The sequence below is a fragment of the Szabonella alba genome (genome assembly GCF_016765775.1).
Taxonomy (GTDB): Bacteria; Pseudomonadota; Alphaproteobacteria; order Rhodobacterales; family Rhodobacteraceae; genus Szabonella; species Szabonella alba.
Genome location: NZ_JAESVN010000001.1, coordinates 288,265 through 305,681 on the forward strand (window position 1 = coordinate 288,265; position 17,417 = coordinate 305,681).

Below are 17,417 nucleotides of genomic sequence, written 5' to 3' on the forward strand. Positions count from 1 at the left end.
GTGCAAGGCGGGCGAGACAGCACCGCAAGCAAGCAGGCGCGACCGGGCTGCAACAGGCTGGGCTCCGGCGCGCGCGTCTGAAAGGCATGATCCGGCATCCCGTCCCCCACTGGACAAAGCCCGCGCGTTCCGCGATTGTTCCCGTCATGATCGCCTCTGACCCGACACTGCGCGCAGCACCCCTGCCCGAAGATACCGATCGTGCCCTGCGGCCGCAGGTGCTGGAGGATTTCGTCGGTCAGGCCGAAGCGCGGGCCAATCTGCGCATCTTCATCGAAAGCGCACGGATGCGGGGTGAGGCGATGGACCACACGCTGTTCCACGGTCCCCCCGGTCTGGGCAAGACGACGCTGGCGCAGATCATGGCGCGCGAACTGGGGGTCGGATTCCGCATGACCTCGGGCCCTGTTCTGGCCAAGGCGGGCGATCTGGCGGCGATCCTGACCAATCTGGAACCGCGCGATGTGCTGTTCATCGACGAGATCCACCGCCTGTCCCCGGTGGTCGAGGAGGTGCTGTATCCGGCGATGGAGGATTTCGCGCTGGATCTGGTGATCGGTGAGGGGCCCGCCGCGCGCACCGTGCGGATCGAGTTGCAGCCCTTCACGCTGGTCGGGGCGACCACCCGGCTGGGCCTGCTGACGACCCCGCTGCGCGACCGCTTCGGCATTCCCACGCGGCTGCAATTCTATACCGAGGATGAGCTTGACCTGATCGTGACGCGTGGCGCGCGGCTTCTGGGCGTTTCAAGTGTGCCGGAGGGCACGCGTGAGATCGCGCGCCGCGCCCGGGGCACGCCGCGTATCGCCGGGCGGTTGTTGCGGCGGGTCGTCGACTTCGTGACGGTTGAGGGCGATGGCTGCCTGACGCAAGAGATTGCCGACCGCGCCCTGACCCGTCTGGGCGTCGATCATCTGGGCCTTGACGGGGCGGACCGGCGATACCTCATGCTGCTGGCCGAACATTATGGTGGCGGGCCGGTGGGTGTGGAAACCATCGCCGCCGCCCTGTCCGAGGCGCGCGACGCGATCGAAGAGGTGATCGAGCCTTATCTTCTGCAACAGGGCCTGATCCAGCGCACGCCAAGGGGCCGGATGCTGGCGGCACGGGCGTGGCGGCATATCGGACTGGAGGCGCCGAAAGCGCCGGGGCAGTCGGATCTGTTCGGGGGGTGAAGGGGGAGCAATGGTTGAGTGCGGTTGGCGCAGCGGCTAAACAGGCGCCGCGAACCGAATGAGGCCCCCCATGACTCCCGCCGAGATCGAAGTCCGTTTCACCCGTTCCGACGGCCAGTTTTTGTTCGCCCGCTGGGGACGGCCCATCGTGCCGGTTGTCTTTGGCGTCGAGGATGAAACCCTGCGCATCGTCAAGGGCGCGGTTGAGGCGGTTGTCGCGCTGGCGGGGCACCGGATGGCGGAAACCGATCCCGAGCTTGGCGCGAACCTTATGGTGTTTTTCTGCCGTGACTGGGCGGAACTGCCGCAGGTGCCCAATCTGGACCGGATGATCCCCGATCTGGGGCCGCTTTGCGCGCGGCTTGAGGCGGCGGAGGCGAACCAGTATCGCATCTTCCGGTTTGATGAACGCGGTGCGATCCGGGCCTGTTTCGTCTTTCTGCGGATGGATGCGGCTCTGGCTGGGCTTCCGGCTGCGGATCTGGCGCTGGGGCAGGCGGCACAGATGATCCTGCTGTGGTCTGACCGGGCCTTTGCCGATACCCCGCCGCTGGCCCGGGCAGGGGATGTCGTGGTGCTGCATCCCGAGATCGGGGCGCTGATCCGGGCCGCCTATGATCCGGTCCTGCCGGCGGTTTCGCAGGATCCGGTGCATGCGCTGCGGCTGGCCGCGCGGGCCGGGCAGATTGCGGGCAGCGAACCCGACCCCGGTCAGAACTGACCGGCGGCGACCATGGCCATCAGCGTGACCAGCGTCAGCTTTGTGGCCAGAAACCCGACACGCGGCAGGCCCGACAGCGGCGCCTGCCCCAGCCGCAGCAGCGACACGTCAAGGGGCCGCGCGGCGACCGTCACCACCATCGGCAGCGCGGTCAGTGCCATCATCCAGGGCAGGGCCGCCGTCAGCAGCGGCGCAAGGGCCGGAGCGGCAGATTGCGCGGCAAGGGCCGCAAGGCCCGTCGTTGCACCAAGAAGAACAATCATTCCGGTCTGCATCGTTGCATCCTTTCCCGAAGGGTCGATCAGCCGAAGATCGCTGCACAATCTGGTGGTTTCAGGGTGCATTCCGGCCCGATCTATGGCCAATTGCGGCAAAAGCCGTTTCGCAGGGGGCAACAATGCAGGATAATCCGACCGGACCAGAGAGCACGACCGAAGGCCGGTTTCTTGCACGGGTCTATTACGAGGATACCGACCTTGCCGGCATCGTCTATCACGCCAATTACCTGAAATTCATCGAACGGGCCCGCAGTGAATGGTTGCGCGAGCGCGGCATCGACCAGATGGCGCTGAAGGCCGAAAGCGGCATCGTCTTTGCCGTCCGGCATCTTGAGGCGCTCTATCTGGCCCCTGCGCGCTTCGATGATATTCTGGAAATGCGCACGCGGCTGACCGCACTCTCGGGCGCGCGGATCGGACTGGATCAAAGCGTCTGGCGCGGGGATCAGTGCCTGTTCGAGGCGCGGGTGACGTTGGTCTGTCTGTCCGAACGGGGGGCCGTGCGCATCCCTGCGGCCTTGCGCGCGGCGCTGGCGCCCTGACCTCGCACGCGGCCCCGGCCGCCGGGCCAGACACGGGGCCGGACACCCATCCAGACCTCGAACCCCACCCGGCGCACCGCCCATTGTAACGCAATGTTTCAGCAAGGCCCCGCCTGTCCACGCAGATGTGTTGGCAAGGGGCCTTATTTCGCGATAGAATCACTGCTAACAGGCAGGCGATAATCGCCCCATAACAAGAGCAGGCGTAATGGAAACGGAAACCCTGGCGGCGGCGCGGGATATTGATTTCTCGCTTCTCGCCCTATTTGCACGCGCAACCCTGACGGTCAAACTGGTCATGCTGCTATTGCTGGTCATGTCCTTCTGGTCATGGGCCATCATCATCCGCAAGCATATCGCCTATAAACTGGCGCGCCGCGAGGCGGCGGTGTTCGACGCGGCCTTCTGGTCGGGCGAACCGCTGGATGAGTTGTTCGAGAAGATCGGACCCGATCCGCAAGGCGCCTCCGAACGGATCTTTGCCAGCGGCATGACCGAATGGCGCCGCAGCCACCGGCAGGATGGCGGGCTGATTGCGGGCGCACAGGCGCGCATCGACCGCAGCATGGACGTGGCCATCGCCAAGGAAAGCGAAAAGCTGACCAACAGCCTGTCCTTCCTTGCGACGACCGGTTCGACCGCGCCTTTCATCGGGCTGTTCGGCACGGTCTGGGGCATCAAACATGCCTTTGAGCAGATCGCGATCTCGCAGAATACCAACCTTGCCGTTGTGGCCCCGGGCATCGCCGAGGCGCTGCTGGCCACGGGGATCGGCCTTGTCGCCGCAATCCCGGCGGTGGTTTTCTACAACAAACTTACCGCCGACAGCGAGCGGATCACCGGCGGTTATGAGGCGTTTGCCGACGAATTCGCCACGATCCTGTCGCGCCAGCTGGACAGCTGAGCCATGGCAGGCAGTGTCATCCAGAAATCGGGCGGAGGCGGCGGGCGCGGACGGCGCAAGCGCAAATCCGCCCCGATGAGCGAAATCAACGTGACACCCTTTGTGGATGTGATGCTGGTGCTGCTGATCATCTTCATGGTGGCGGCCCCGCTGCTGACGGTGGGGGTGCCGATCGAATTGCCGCGCACCGCCGCCTCGGCCATGCCGACCGAGCAGGAGGAACCGCTGGCCATCACCATGGCCGCCGATGGGCGGCTGTTGATCCAGACGCAGGAAGTGGCCGAAAATGAGCTGATCCCGCGCCTGCAGGCGGTTGCTGCCGAACGCAGCACGGACAAGATTTTCCTGCGGGCCGATGGCGCCATTCCCTATGCGCGGGTCGCGCAGGTGATGGGGGCGCTGAATGCGGCGGGATTCCGCAATATCGGACTTGTGACCGACACGGACGGCCCCGGTTTCGGGGCCACTGGCGGCTAGGCGGACCATGGACAAGGGCGTTATCATTTCCGGGGCAGGGCATGCGGGCCTGATCCTCTGGGTTCTCGTCGGGGGCTTCTTTCAGCGCCCGGACGACGCGCTTGCCGTGCCGGTGACCGAGGTGTCCCTGATGTCGGGGTCCGAGTTCGAGGCGCTGCTGGCCAATGCGCCGACCGCCCCCGCCCCCGAACCGGCCCAGACCGAGATTGCGGCCCCCGCGCCGTCCGAGCCGGACCCCGAACCCGCACCACCTCCGGCGCCTGAACAGGAGACGCGACCGGAACCGGCCCCGCCGCCGCCTGCGCCGCTGCCGGAACCCGAGCCTGCCCCCGCAGTGCAGCCCGATCCCGCGCCGCCTGCCCCGGAACCTGAACCCGCACCCCCTGCGCCGGTGGCCGAGGATCTGCCGCCCGTCGAGGCACCGCTGATTGCGGCCCGCCCGCGTCCGCGCCCCGCCGACCGTGTGGCCCCGACCCCGACCGAGGCGCCGCCGCCCGAGGCGCTGCCCGATCCCGCGCCGCCGACACCTGCCGTGACCCCCGATCCGTCGCCCGAGCCGCAGGTGGTCGAGGAAGAGCGCCCCGAAACCGCGCCTGAGGAGGCCGGGACCGAGCTTGCGACCGAGGCGAACCAGCCCGAACCGCTGGCGCCCGCCGCATCCGCCCGTCCGCGCGCGCGGCCCCCGCAGGCCGCGCAGCCGCCCGTGCAGACCGCGACGCCCGCCGATCCCGCGCCGCAGCCCCCTGCGGCCAGTTCCGATGCGGTGGCCGATGCCGTAGCCGACGCTGTTGCAGCGGCGGTCGGCGGGGCGGCCGATCCGGCCCCTGCCGCAGCCGCAGGTCCGCCGATGACGGCAGGTGAAAAGGACGCGCTGCGCGTCGCGGTGCAGCAATGCTGGAATGTCGGATCGCTGTCCTCCGAGGCGCTGATGGTCACGGTGACGGTCGCGGTAACGGTGGCGCAGACCGGCGTGCCCGATGCGGGATCCATCCGCATGATCGAATTCGAAGGCGGATCAGAAGGCGCCGCAAGACAGGCCTTCGAGGCCGCACGGCGGGCGATCATCCGCTGCGGGGCAAACGGTTTCGCGCTTCCCCCTGAAAAATACGACCAGTGGCGTGATATAGAAATGGTGTTCAACCCGGAGAGAATGAGGATCAGATGACCCTAATGAAAGCCCTCCGCCCGCTGCTGATCGCAGCGCTTGCCTTGTTCGGTGCCACCGCACCGGCCTTCACGCAATCCGGTCCGCTGCGGATCGAGATCACCGAAGGCGTGATCGAACCGCTGCCCTTTGCCGTGCCCGATTTCGTGGCTGAAAACGGGGCGGCGGCGGATCATGCGCGCAATATCGCGCGGGTCGTTGCGGCGGATCTGGCGGGCACGGGCCTGTTCCGGGAAATCCCGTCCAGCGCGCATATCAGCCGGGTCAGCAGTTTTGATGCGCCGGTGGCCTATGGCGACTGGCGGGCGATCAATGCACAGGCGCTGATCACCGGTGCGGTCAGCGCCAGCGGCGACCGGATCGTGGTGAAGTTCCGGCTGTTCGACATCTTCTCGGGTCAGCAGATGGGCGAGGGGCTGCAATTCGCAGGCACACCGCAAAGCTGGCGCCGCATGGCGCATAAGGTGGCCGATGCGGTCTACAGCCGGATCACCGGCGAAGGCGGCTATTTCGACAGCCGCGTTGTGTTTGTGTCCGAGGCCGGCCCAAAGAATGCCCGGCAGAAGCGGCTGGCGGTAATGGATTATGACGGCGCGAATGTGCAGTACCTGACCGACAGTTCGTCGATCGTGCTGGCCCCGCGCTTTTCCCCGACCGGGGACCGCATCCTGTATACCTCCTATGTTTCGGGCTTTCCGCGGATCTATGTGATGGATGTGGCCTCGGTCCAGTCGCGCGCGCTGGATGAACAGCCCGGCACGATGACCTTTGCGCCGCGTTTCGGCCCGGACGGGCGGATGGTGGTTTTCAGTCTGGAACAGGGCGGCAATACCGATATCTACATGCTGGACACCTCCAGCGGTTCGCGCAGCCGCCTGACCAATTCCCCCGCCATCGAGACCGCCCCCAGCTTCAGCCCTGACGGGAGGCAGATCGTGTTCGAAAGTGACCGTTCGGGCACCCAGCAGCTTTACATCATGCCCGCAGGTGGCGGAGAGCCGCGCCGGATTTCGAACGGGGCAGGGCGCTATGGCACCCCGGTCTGGTCGCCGCGCGGCGATCTGATCGCCTTCACCAAGCAGCATCAGGGCCGGTTCCATATCGGCGTGATGCGCTCTGATGGCAGCGAAGAGCGGCTTCTGACCTCGTCTTTCCTTGATGAGGGGCCGACATGGGCGCCCAATGGCCGGGTCATCATGTTCACCCGCGAAACCGCCGGTGAGGGCGGGCAGCCCGCGCTGTTCTCGGTCGACATTTCGGGGCGCAACCTGCGCCGCGTGACGACCGAAGGCTCGGCCTCGGACCCGGCATGGTCGCCGCTCTTGCCGTGACATTCGTGATCCGCGCCCGATTCACAGGGCGCGTCAAAGCTGATACTGTGGCCGCCAGACCGGCCGGAAATAGAGAAGGGCGACAGAATGGGACATCTTGGCAAGGCGCTGCTGGTGGTTGCGGCTTTCGGGCTGGCGGCCTGTAACAACCCCGACCGGTTCGGGGCGGGTGGTGCCGGCGGTCCGGGCGGACCGGGGGGCATGGGCGGGATTGACAGTTCCGGTCTTGGCGGGCCGAACGATCCGCAATCGGTGGCCTATTTCCAGCAGACGCTGGGGGATCGCGTCTTTTTCGCCGTGGATCAGAGCACGCTGTCGGATGCAGCGCGCGGCACCCTGAGCGGGCAGGCGCAATGGCTGAACAGCAATACGCAATATGCGATCATCGTCGAAGGCCATGCCGATGAGCAGGGCACCCGCGAATACAACCTTGCGCTGGGTGCGCGCCGCGCCTCGGCGGCCCAGAATTTCCTGATCTCGCAGGGGATCGCGCCGAACCGCGTGCGCACCGTCAGCTATGGCAAGGAACGCCCCGTCGAGGTCTGCTCGACCGAGGAATGCTATTCGCGCAACCGCCGCGCCGTCACGGTGCTGTCGGCCGGCGCGGGGAGCTGATCGGATGATCCGGCGCCTTGCAGGCACGGTCTGTCTTGTGCTGCTGCCGCTGGCCTTGCCGCTGGCGGCGCAGGACCGAGGGCAGACGCTGGCCGATATCCGGCAGGAAATGGCCATTCTGAACACCGCCGTGACGGAATTACGCCGTGAGCTTTCGACAACCGGCGCGCCGGGACTGGCGATGCCCGGTGGCGACTTCCTGAGCCGCGTCGACACGATCGAGGCGGCGCTGGCGCAACTGACGGCCCAGACCGAACAGCTTCAGATCCGCGTCGACCGGATCGTGGCCGACGGCACCAACCGTTTGGGCGATATAGACTTTCGCCTGACCGAACTGGAAGGCGGCGATCTGGGGCAGGCGGGGCAGGTGGCCCCGCTTGGAGGGGCCGAACCCGGCGCCACCCCGCCCCCCTTGCCCGCGCCTGCGCCGGGTGCCCCTGCCGCCCCGGGTGGCGGCTCCATGGCTGTGGCCGAACAATCCGACTTTGACCGGGCCCGGGAGGTGCTCGGTCAAGGTGACTTTCGCACCGCCGCGGAAAAGTTTGCGACCTATGCCGAGACCTATCCGGGTGGCGCCCTGACGCAGGAGGCACTGTTTCTGCGCGGTGAGGCGCTGGAGCAGTTGGGAGAGACCAGCGCCGCGGCGCGGTCATGGCTGGATGCGTTTTCAAGCGATATGGACGGCACCCGCGCGCCCGAGGCCCTGCTGAAGGTCGGGCAGGCGCTGGCCACGCTGGGGCAGGGCCCCGAGGCCTGCGTGACGCTGGCCGAGGTCAGCCTGCGCTATGGCGGCACGCCTTCGGCCAGCGATGCCGCGATGGCGGCGCAGGCGCTTGGCTGCCAATAGACAGGGGCCGGGGCGCGACGGGCCCGATGGCCGGTTGCGGCAGGCTTTGGCGGCGGCCCTTGCGGCAGAGCCGCCGGGTGCGGTCGGGATTGCCGTATCGGGCGGCAGCGATTCGCTGGCCTTGCTGTGCCTTGCGGCGGAACTTGCGCCCGGCACCGGACGGCGCATCGCGGCGGCAACGGTGGATCACGGGCTGCGACCTGAAGCCTTGGATGAGGCCGCAAGGGTCGGCGCGATCTGTCGGGGCCTTGGTCTGAGCCACCACATTCTGACATGGGATCACGGCCCCGTCCGTGGCAATCTGATGCAGGCCGCCCGCGCCGCGCGCTATGATCTGCTGGCCGATTGGGCGCGACATGAAGGGCTGACTTCGGTTCTGGTCGCCCATACCGCCGATGATCAGGCCGAGACCTTCCTGATGGAACTGGCGCGGTCTGCGGGGCTGGACGGGCTGACGGGGATGCGACCGGGTTGGGTGCAGGGCGGAATCCGCTTCCTGCGGCCCTTGCTGGGGGCCAGCCGGGCCGAACTGCGCGCCGTTCTGACCGCGCGGGGGCAGGTCTGGATCGAGGACCCGTCCAATGCCGATCCGCGCTATGCCCGGGTCCGGGCGCGCCGTGCGCTGCCGGAACTGGCGCCCCTTGGCATTGATGCCGCAGGGATTACGGCCAGCATGGCGCATTTGCAAAGCGCGCAGGCGGCCTTGCGGCAGATCACCGGGCGAGAGGCCGCGCGCCTGTCGCGCCACGTTGCGGGCATGGTTCAGATCGACCGGCAGGGCTGGTCGGACCTGCCCGCCGAGATCCGCCGCCGGATGCTGCTGGCCGCGATGCAGGAGGTGACGGGCGCCGAATATGCGCCCCGTGCCGCCGCCCTTGGCCGGGTGATCGCGCGCGCCGTTGAGGGCGGCGAGGCCACGCTGGCCGGGTGCCGGATCCGCGCGAAAGGCGACAGTCTGCTGATCCTGCGTGAGGCGAAGGCCGTTTCGGGGCTGATTGCCCGCCCCGGCGCGCTGTGGGACGGGCGCTGGCAGGTCTGCGGTCCTTTTGCCGCCGATATGGAAATCCGCGCCCTTGGCGCTGCTGGACTGACCGGATGCCGCGACTGGCGTGAAACCGGCCTGCCGCGTGAGGCGCTGCTTGTCACGCCTGCAATCTGGCAAGGCCCGGCGCTGGTTGCAGCACCGCTGGCCGGTCAGGACGCGGGATTTTCCGCCCGAATCCTGCCTGCACCCGGGCCATTTGCGTTATCGCATTGAACCCGGCCCCTGAATGTCTATCTTACGCCCAAGCCCTGCGCCGCGACCTGCGGCGCGGCACCTGAGGGAGAGACTTCGTGGGCAATGCACGAAACATCGCGTTCTGGGTCGTACTGTTCGTCCTGATCCTGGCGCTTTTCAATATGTTCAGTGGCGGGTCGAATACGATGTCGTCGCGATCGATTTCCTATTCCGACTTTCTGACCCGCGTCGATGAGGGCGCGGTGGCCAGTGTTGTGCTGGATGGCGAACAGGTGTTGATCCGCACCAAGGACGGTTCGCAGCTTGTAACGATCCGGCCCGAGGGCGACGATATCACTGAACGGCTGATTGCGCAGAATGTCGAGGTCCGGGCCGAGGCACAGGCGCAATCGGGCTTCATGTCGCTGATTTCGCTGTGGTTGCCGTTCCTTGTGCTGATCGGGATCTGGATCTTCTTCATGAACCGGATGCAGGGCGGCGGCAAAGGCGGGGCGATGGGCTTTGGCAAAAGCCGTGCCAAGCTGTTGACCGAAAAGCATGGCCGCGTGACCTTTGACGATGTCGCGGGCATCGACGAGGCCAAGGAAGAACTGGAAGAAATCGTCGAATTCCTGCGCAACCCGCAGAAGTTCAGCCGTCTGGGCGGCAAGATCCCGAAAGGCGCGCTGCTGGTCGGCCCGCCCGGCACCGGGAAAACCCTGCTGGCCCGCGCGATTGCCGGTGAGGCGGGCGTGCCCTTCTTCACCATCTCGGGGTCCGATTTTGTGGAAATGTTTGTCGGCGTCGGCGCAAGCCGTGTGCGGGACATGTTCGAACAGGCCAAGAAGAACGCCCCCTGCATCGTGTTCATCGACGAGATCGACGCCGTGGGCCGGGCCCGTGGCGTGGGCATCGGCGGCGGCAATGATGAACGCGAACAGACGCTGAACCAGCTGCTGGTCGAGATGGACGGATTCGAGGCCAATGAGGGCGTGATCATCGTCGCCGCGACCAACCGCAAGGATGTGCTGGACCCGGCCTTGCTGCGCCCCGGCCGCTTTGACCGACAGATCCATGTGCCCAACCCCGATATCAAGGGGCGTGAAAAGATCCTGAACGTCCATGCCCGCAAGATCCCGCTGGGCCCCGATGTGGACCTGCGCATCATTGCGCGCGGGTGCCCCGGATTCTCGGGTGCAGACCTTGCGAACCTTGTGAATGAGGCCGCGCTGATGGCTGCACGGGTGGGGCGCTCTGTCGTGAAGATGGAGGATTTCGAACACGCCAAGGACAAGGTGATGATGGGCGCGGAACGCCGTTCGATGGTTCTGACCGCCGATCAGAAGGAAAAGACCGCCTATCACGAGGCCGGTCACGCCATTGTCGGCATGACGCTGCCGAAATGCGATCCGGTCTACAAGGCCACGATCATTCCGCGGGGCGGGGCGCTTGGCATGGTGGTCAGCCTGCCCGAAATGGACCGCCTTCAGATGCACAAGGACGAGGCCAAGCAGCGCATCGCGATGACCATGGCCGGGAAAGCCGCCGAGATCATCAAATATGGCGAAGAGGGCGTTTCCTCGGGCCCTGTGGGCGATATCCAGCAGGCGTCGGGTCTGGCCCGCGCGATGGTGATGCGCTGGGGCATGTCCGACAAGATCGGCAATATCGACTATGCCGAGGCGCATGAGGGCTATCAGGGCAATACGGCGGGCTTCTCGGTTTCTGCCGAAACCAAGAAAACCATCGAGGCCGAGGTGAAGGCGCTGATCGACGAGGGCTATGAGGCCGCGCGTCAGATTCTGCTGGAAAAGCCTGAGGAATTCGAGCGTCTGGCCAAGGGTCTGCTGGAATATGAGACGCTGACCGGGGATGAGATCCGCAAGGTTGTTGCGGGCGAACCGCTGGACGGTGACGATGCCGATGACAGCCCTGCGGGCGGTCCGCCCTCATCCGTCATCGCCATTCCCAAGACCCGGCCCCGCAACCCCAAGGGCGGATTGGAACCGGAACCCTCGGCCTGAACGGGGCGGCCTGAACGGGCGATCAGATCTGAACAGCAATGCACCGCGCGGGAAAATCCCCGCGCGGTGTTCGTATGTCATGGCTGGGCCGATGCCCGCCGACAACTTTCGTGCCTGACGATCACCGGTTGCCAAAAGGCGCGGCGCAGACGGATAACGGGCGCGTGAGGCCTGCCCCTGAATGACGGGGCGGCGAGGCAGTTGACCGACCGCATGCAGGGAGACATGACGTGACAGCACCCGACTGGAACCCGGAAAGCTATGCCCGCTATGCCGATCTGCGCCTGCGCCCTGCCACGGATCTGCTGGCGCAGGTCGGGGCGCTGCCGCCCGGTGATCTGGTTGATCTGGGATGCGGCACCGGGGCGGCGGCGGCTGCGCTGCGCGCGCGCTATTTGGATCGGGCGCTGCTGGGGCTCGATGCCTCATCTGCGATGCTGGAACGGGCGGCGGAAACAGGGGCCTATGTGGCGCTGATCGAGGCAGATTTGCGGGACTGGGCGCCGGAACGCCCACCGGCGTTGATCTTTTCCAATGCAGCACTGCAATGGCTGGGTGATCATGCCGCGTTGATGCCGCGCCTTGCCGCCATGCTAGCCCCCGGCGGCGTGCTGGCGGTGCAGATGCCACGCCAATGGGGCGCGCCCTCGCACCGGTTTCTGCGCGATATTGCGGCGGCGCATTTTCCCGGACGCTTTGAACCCGACTCGTCTTCGCCTGTCGCCACGGCGGCGGAGTATTGGCGGATGCTGTCCGGACTGGGCCGGATAAAGGCTTGGGAAACCGACTATGTGCAGTATCTGGGCCCAGTGACCGAAGGCCATCCGGTGCGTCATTTTACCCAGTCGACCGCGATGCGCCCGGTGGCCGAACGTCTGGACGCGGCGGAACTGGCGCAGTTTCTGACCGCCTATGACACGGCCCTTGCCGCCGCCTATCCGATTTTGCCTGATGGGGGGGCGCTGATGCCCTTCCGCCGGGTCTTTTTCGTGCTGGAGGTCTGATCGTGGCGGCCTTGCGCAAGACCGGTCTGACCGGGCGGATCGTCTGGCTGGGGTTGGTCCGCGATCGCAGCACTGCCCTGCCATCTGCCGCGGTGGATCGGATCGAGGCCCGGTTTTCTGGCCCGGAGGGTGAGGCCCATGGCGGGCTGACGCGCCCCTCTTGTTCGCGCGTGCTGGCGCAATATCCGCGCGACACCGAGATCCGCAACACGCGGCAATTCTCGGTCCTGTCGGCAGAAGAACTGGATGAGATCGCGGCCGGGATGGGCCTTGCAACGCTGGACCCTGCCTTGCTGGGCGCAACGATGGTGATCGCCGGACTGCCGGATTTCACGCATCTGCCGCCCTCAAGCCGCCTTCAGGGCGCGGGTGGGGCGACACTTGTGGTCGATATGGAAAACCGCCCCTGCCAGTTGCCTGCCCCCTTTATCGAGCGGGCCCATCCGGGGCAGGGGGCTGCGTTCAAATCGGCGGCCAAGGGGCGGCGAGGCGTGACCGCATGGGTGGAGCGCGAAGGGCTGTTCCGGCTGGATGAACCGATCAGCCTGCATATCCCCGATCAACGCCCCTGGGCGGGGCCGGGCATGTTCGCGTGAAATCAAGGGTCAGATCAGGGCCAGCACGGCGCCTGACAGCGCAAAGCTGAAACCGAGGGCGGTGGTAAAGAGAATCCTTGCCGGATGCATGGTCGTTCCTTTCCGTTCGCCTGTCAACGCGCCGTCCCCCGGATCCGTTCCGTTATAGGGTGGCATCGGACGGCATCGTTTCGCGTGGCAGACCGGCGGTCGCGGGGCCGGATGCGCAGCGGGGCCAGAGGCCGGGCAACAGGGCCAAGGCGAATTTGGCGGGGTTTGGGTCGCAATCGCGCCCTTCCGGGGGCTTCGGGGCCGTTACATCTTGGCTCAACGAATCGTGGCACGGGACCGGAAGGCCCGTTGCCGGACGCAAAATGCCAAGGAGGGCCAACCAGATGGGATTCAGGACCGATATCGAGATCGCCCGCGACGCGAAGAAGAAACCGATCATGGAAATCGGCGCGAAACTGGGCATCCCGGCCGAGCATCTGCTGCCTTACGGCCATGACAAGGCCAAGGTCGGGCAGGATTTCATTCGCAGCATCGCCGACCGCCCGGATGGCAAGCTGATCCTTGTCACCGCGATCAACCCGACCCCCGCGGGTGAAGGCAAGACCACCACCACGGTCGGTCTGGGCGACGGTCTGAACCGCATCGGCAAGAAGGCTGTGATCTGCATCCGCGAAGCCAGCCTTGGCCCGAATTTCGGGATGAAAGGCGGGGCCGCAGGCGGCGGCATGTCGCAGGTCGTTCCGATGGAAGAGATGAACCTGCATTTCACCGGCGATTTCCATGCGATCACCTCGGCGCATAACCTGCTGTCGGCGATGATCGACAATCACATCTACTGGGGCAATGAACTGGCCATCGACGAACGTCGCATCGTCTGGCGCCGCGTCATGGACATGAATGACCGTGCGCTGCGCGACATGGTGGTGAACCTTGGCGGCGTCGCCAACGGCTTTCCGCGCCAGACCGGGTTTGACATCACGGTGGCCTCCGAGGTCATGGCGATCCTGTGCCTTTCCAACGATCTTGAGGATCTGCAAAAGCGCCTCGGCGATATCGTCGTCGCCTACACGCGTGAGAAAAAGCCGATCTATGCCCGCGACATCAAGGCCGACGGCGCGATGACGGTGCTGCTGAAGGACGCGATGCAGCCCAACCTTGTGCAGACGCTGGAAAACAACCCGGCCTTCGTGCATGGCGGTCCGTTTGCCAATATCGCCCATGGCTGCAACTCGGTCATCGCGACGAAAACCGCGCTGAAACTGGGTGACTATGTCGTGACCGAGGCCGGTTTCGGCGCCGATCTGGGGGCCGAGAAGTTCTTTGACATCAAATGCCGCAAGGCGGGTCTGAAACCGGCAGCGGCGGTGATCGTGGCCACGGTGCGCGCGATGAAGATGAACGGCGGTGTCGCCAAGGCCGATCTGGGCGCGGAAAATGTCGATGCCGTGAAAAAGGGCTGCCCGAACCTTGGCCGCCACATCTCCAACGTGAAATCCTTTGGTGTGCCGGTTGTCGTCGCGATCAACCATTTCCATTCCGACACCGATGCCGAGATCGAGGCCGTGAAGGCCTATGTCACGGCGCAGGGCTCCGAGGCGGTGCTGTGCAAGCATTGGGCGCAGGGGTCGGCCGGAGTCGAGGATCTGGCCAATACCGTGGTTCGTATGGCGGAATCCGGTTCCTCCAGCTTCGCGCCGCTTTATCCCGATGACATGCCGCTGTTCCAGAAGATCGAGACCGTCGCCAAGCGCATCTATCACGCGGATGAGGTTCTGGCCGACAAATCGGTGCGTGATCAGCTCAAGGCATGGGAGGCGGCGGGCTATGGCCATCTGCCGGTCTGCATGGCCAAGACGCAATATTCCTTTACGACTGATCCGAACGTCCGTGGTGCGCCCACGGGCCATTCCGTGCCGGTGCGCGAGGTGCGTCTTTCGGCGGGGGCAGGGTTCATCGTGGTGATCTGCGGGGAAATCATGACCATGCCGGGCCTGCCGCGCGTGCCCTCGGCCGAGGTGATCCGACTGAATGATGCGGGGCAGGTCGAGGGCCTGTTCTGAGGCAAAACCCCGCGTTGCGCTTTTCCCCCCGGCCCCTTAACTGGGGCCGGACTGGAAAGGGGAAAGCCGATGCGTAAACCTGCCGAATGTCGATCCATGGCCGATATCCGCGCCGAGATCGACCGGATCGACGAAAGCCTTGTGCGGCTGCTGGCAGAGCGCGCGACCTATATCGACCGCGCCGCCGAGATCAAGTCCGAGGCCGATCTTCCGGCACGGATCGAGGACCGGGTCGAACAGGTGGTCGCCAATGTCCGGGCCCATGCCGGGGCCCGGGGCCTTTCGCCCGAACTGGTCGAGATGCTGTGGCGCGGCTTGATCGACTGGTCCATCGCGCGGGAGGAAAACCGGCTGGGCCCCGACAGTTTGCGCAAGGTGTGACGGGGCTTCGCAATGCGTGACAGGGCTGACGCCGGGCGGCCAGGACCAGCGCGGGCAAGTTGATTTCTGGCGGTTTCGGTATGGGCCGGAACCTAGAACGAACCGAAACAGGGAGTGACGGCATGACGGCCAAGGTGATCGACGGCAAGGCCTTCGCGGCTGAAGTGCGGGCGCAGGTGGCCCGGCATGTGACACGGCTGAAACAGGAAAACGGCCTGACGCCCGGCCTTGCCGTGGTGCTGGTGGGCGAAGATCCGGCCTCCGAGGTCTATGTCCGCAACAAGGGCAAGCAGACCGTCGAATGCGGTATGACCAGCTTTGAGCACAAGCTGGAGGCCGATACGTCCGAGGGTGATCTTCTGGACCTGATCGCGCGGCTGAATGCCGATTCGGCGGTGCATGGCATTCTTGTGCAACTGCCGCTGCCGGGGCATCTGAATTCCGATCTGGTCATCAATTCCATCGACCCTGCCAAGGATGTGGACGGCTTCCACATCTCGAATGTGGGCCTGCTGGGCACAGGGCAGAAATCCATGGTGCCCTGCACGCCGCTGGGATGCCTGATGATGCTGCGCGATCATCACGGATCGCTTTCGGGGCTGAATGCCGTGGTCGTGGGCCGGTCGAACATCGTCGGCAAGCCGATGGCGCAGCTTCTGCTGGGGGACAGCTGCACCGTGACCATCGCGCATAGCCGCACCAAGGATCTGGCCGAGGTCTGCCGCCGCGCCGATATTCTGGTCGCCGCCGTGGGCCGGGCCGAGATGATCCCGGGCGACTGGGTGAAACCGGGGGCGACTGTCATTGATGTGGGCATCAACCGCGTGGAACGGGACGGCAAGACGCGGCTGCTGGGTGATGTCGCCTATGACGGCGCGGCGGCGGTCGCCGGGGCGATCACGCCGGTTCCGGGCGGGGTGGGGCCGATGACCATTGCCTGCCTGCTGGCCAATACGCTGACGGCCTGCTGCCGCGCCAATGGCCTGCCCGAGCCTGAGGGCCTGACGGCCTGAAGCGGGGCGTCCTCCGGTCTAGCGGGGGCCCCCGTCTACCGGGATCATCGTGCCCTGCAGGATCGCGATACAGGTCTCGCGCTCCCCGGCGCGGGCAAACACCTCGGCTGTCACCACGCTCAGCCTGCGGCCCGCCTTTACCACGCGGCCGCGCGCGATCAGCGCCTCCCCCAAGGCCGGGGCCAGCAGGTTGATCTTGGCCTCGACCGTCATCACCTCGCGGTCCTCGGGCATCAGGCTCAGCGCGGCAAAGCCCGCCGCCGTATCGGCCAGCGCGAAAGTGACCCCGGCATGGCCCGCACCCTGCTGCTGCCGCCCGCCCGGCAGGATCGGCGCGGTGATCTCCACCCTCCCCGGTTCCAGCGCGGTGATCCGCGCCTGAAGTGTCTCCATCAGGCTTTGTGCGGCGAAACTCTGGCGGATGCGGTCGGACATGCGGGGCCTCAAAGCGGGAAGGGGATCGGCTGCTGCCCGGTCAGAATGGCCATGGCGGGTCGCGCCAGCAAGCCTGAAAAGACCGGATCGCGGCAGTCCATCCCGCCGGTATAGGTGCCGAAAGCGGGCAGGATCACCCGGTTTGCATCGGTCAGGAAACATGGGCGCAGGCGTCCGGCCAGCCGCGCCTTGGGGTGGTAATGGCCCGAAACCTCCCCTGTCGCGCCCGGTTCGGCATTATGGCGAAAGACCAGCGGCCCGATCTGCACATCCGCGCGCAGACTGCCTGCCAGACCGCCCGGCCCCGGATCGTGATTGCCGGTGATCCAGATCCAGTCGCGCCCCGCCATCATCCGTAACAGCCAGTCGCGATGCGCCTCTGCCAGTTCCCCGGCTGCCGCATCATCGTCGAAACTGTCACCCAGACAGATTACCCGCGCGGGGTTCCGTGCTGAAACCTCTGCCTCCAGTCGTTCCAGCGTGGCCTCGGTCTCATAGGGGGGCAGCAGCGCGCCCCCGCGCCGCGCGAACCGCCCCGAGCGGCCCAGATGCAGGTCTGACACCACCAGCACACGCGGCCCCGGCCACCAGAGCGCCCCCGACCCAAGGGCCTCCAGCGCCTCGCCCTGCAGCCGCAGC

General features: G+C 66.1%; 18 protein-coding genes and 1 pseudogene. 16 read left to right on the forward strand and 3 right to left on the reverse strand.

Annotated features, from left to right (window positions below; translation table 11 throughout):
• Positions 1-146: 146 nt before the first annotated feature.
• Together ruvB and JL811_RS01340 are read left to right on the forward strand one after the other, a co-directional pair.
• Complete coding sequence (gene ruvB, locus JL811_RS01335) at positions 147-1,175, forward strand: Holliday junction branch migration DNA helicase RuvB (protein WP_202686420.1); 1,029 nt, start codon at positions 147-149, stop codon at positions 1,173-1,175.
• Between the two features lie 70 nt (positions 1,176-1,245).
• Positions 1,246-1,896: a hypothetical protein gene (locus JL811_RS01340; RefSeq protein WP_202686421.1), complete on the forward strand. Its 651-nt coding sequence runs from the start codon at positions 1,246-1,248 to the stop codon at positions 1,894-1,896.
• Here JL811_RS01340 and JL811_RS01345 read toward each other — a convergent pair.
• Positions 1,887-2,171, reverse strand: a complete 285-nt coding sequence (locus JL811_RS01345; RefSeq protein ID WP_202686422.1) for a hypothetical protein — start codon at positions 2,169-2,171, stop codon at positions 1,887-1,889. The genes JL811_RS01340 and JL811_RS01345 overlap by 10 nt on opposite strands.
• Before the next feature lie 122 nt (positions 2,172-2,293).
• Between JL811_RS01345 and ybgC the strand changes: the two genes are divergently transcribed.
• The 14 genes from ybgC to folD all read left to right on the forward strand — a co-directional run bounded on the left by ybgC (position 2,294) and on the right by folD (position 16,343).
• The gene (gene ybgC / locus JL811_RS01350; RefSeq protein ID WP_202686423.1) at positions 2,294-2,716 is read left to right on the forward strand and encodes a tol-pal system-associated acyl-CoA thioesterase; all 423 of its coding nucleotides are present in this window, start codon (positions 2,294-2,296) and stop codon (positions 2,714-2,716) included.
• Positions 2,717-2,924: 208 nt separating this feature from the next.
• The gene (gene tolQ / locus JL811_RS01355; protein ID WP_202686424.1) at positions 2,925-3,620 is read left to right on the forward strand and encodes a protein TolQ; all 696 of its coding nucleotides are present in this window, start codon (positions 2,925-2,927) and stop codon (positions 3,618-3,620) included.
• A 3-nt stretch (positions 3,621-3,623) separates the two neighbouring features.
• Positions 3,624-4,097 carry a protein TolR gene (gene tolR / locus JL811_RS01360; protein WP_202686425.1) on the forward strand — a complete coding sequence of 158 codons (474 nt, stop codon included), beginning with the start codon at positions 3,624-3,626 and terminating at the stop codon, positions 4,095-4,097.
• Positions 4,098-4,104: 7 nt separating this feature from the next.
• The gene (locus JL811_RS01365; RefSeq protein WP_202686426.1) at positions 4,105-5,262 is read left to right on the forward strand and encodes a cell envelope biogenesis protein TolA; all 1,158 of its coding nucleotides are present in this window, start codon (positions 4,105-4,107) and stop codon (positions 5,260-5,262) included.
• Positions 5,259-6,593, forward strand: coding sequence for a Tol-Pal system beta propeller repeat protein TolB (tolB, locus tag JL811_RS01370; RefSeq protein ID WP_202686427.1), 1,335 nt, complete (start codon positions 5,259-5,261; stop codon positions 6,591-6,593). Before JL811_RS01365 ends, tolB begins: the two co-directional genes overlap by 4 nt.
• A gap of 87 nt (positions 6,594-6,680) precedes the next feature.
• Entirely contained in the window at positions 6,681-7,208 is a 528-nt protein-coding gene (gene pal / locus JL811_RS01375; RefSeq protein ID WP_202686428.1) for a peptidoglycan-associated lipoprotein Pal, read from the forward strand.
• Between the two features lie 7 nt (positions 7,209-7,215).
• Complete coding sequence (ybgF, locus tag JL811_RS01380) at positions 7,216-8,055, forward strand: tol-pal system protein YbgF (protein ID WP_420496760.1); 840 nt, start codon at positions 7,216-7,218, stop codon at positions 8,053-8,055.
• Entirely contained in the window at positions 8,042-9,313 is a 1,272-nt protein-coding gene (tilS, locus tag JL811_RS01385) for a tRNA lysidine(34) synthetase TilS (RefSeq protein WP_237684720.1), read from the forward strand. The genes ybgF and tilS overlap by 14 nt, the downstream gene beginning before the upstream one ends.
• Before the next feature lie 77 nt (positions 9,314-9,390).
• Positions 9,391-11,298: an ATP-dependent zinc metalloprotease FtsH gene (gene ftsH, locus JL811_RS01390; RefSeq protein WP_202686431.1), complete on the forward strand. Its 1,908-nt coding sequence runs from the start codon at positions 9,391-9,393 to the stop codon at positions 11,296-11,298.
• 230 nt (positions 11,299-11,528) lie between these two features.
• Entirely contained in the window at positions 11,529-12,302 is a 774-nt protein-coding gene (locus JL811_RS01395) for a methyltransferase domain-containing protein (RefSeq protein WP_202686432.1), read from the forward strand.
• Positions 12,303-12,304: 2 nt separating this feature from the next.
• Positions 12,305-12,898, forward strand: coding sequence for an MOSC domain-containing protein (locus JL811_RS01400; RefSeq protein ID WP_202686433.1), 594 nt, complete (start codon positions 12,305-12,307; stop codon positions 12,896-12,898).
• A 374-nt stretch (positions 12,899-13,272) separates the two neighbouring features.
• Positions 13,273-14,949: a formate--tetrahydrofolate ligase gene (locus tag JL811_RS01405; protein ID WP_202686434.1), complete on the forward strand. Its 1,677-nt coding sequence runs from the start codon at positions 13,273-13,275 to the stop codon at positions 14,947-14,949.
• Between the two features lie 69 nt (positions 14,950-15,018).
• Entirely contained in the window at positions 15,019-15,330 is a 312-nt protein-coding gene (locus tag JL811_RS01410) for a chorismate mutase (protein ID WP_202686435.1), read from the forward strand.
• A 122-nt stretch (positions 15,331-15,452) separates the two neighbouring features.
• The gene (folD, locus tag JL811_RS01415) at positions 15,453-16,343 is read left to right on the forward strand and encodes a bifunctional methylenetetrahydrofolate dehydrogenase/methenyltetrahydrofolate cyclohydrolase FolD (protein ID WP_202686437.1); all 891 of its coding nucleotides are present in this window, start codon (positions 15,453-15,455) and stop codon (positions 16,341-16,343) included.
• A gap of 18 nt (positions 16,344-16,361) precedes the next feature.
• Here the strand turns inward: folD and JL811_RS01420 are convergent, their stop codons facing one another.
• Both JL811_RS01420 and pdeM read right to left on the reverse strand, forming a co-directional pair.
• The gene (locus JL811_RS01420; RefSeq protein ID WP_202686439.1) at positions 16,362-16,778 is read right to left on the reverse strand and encodes a PaaI family thioesterase; all 417 of its coding nucleotides are present in this window, start codon (positions 16,776-16,778) and stop codon (positions 16,362-16,364) included.
• Positions 16,779-16,786: 8 nt separating this feature from the next.
• A pseudogene (gene pdeM / locus JL811_RS01425) lies at positions 16,787-17,353 on the reverse strand (ligase-associated DNA damage response endonuclease PdeM); the annotation flags it as partial.
• Positions 17,354-17,417: the final 64 nt, after the last annotated feature.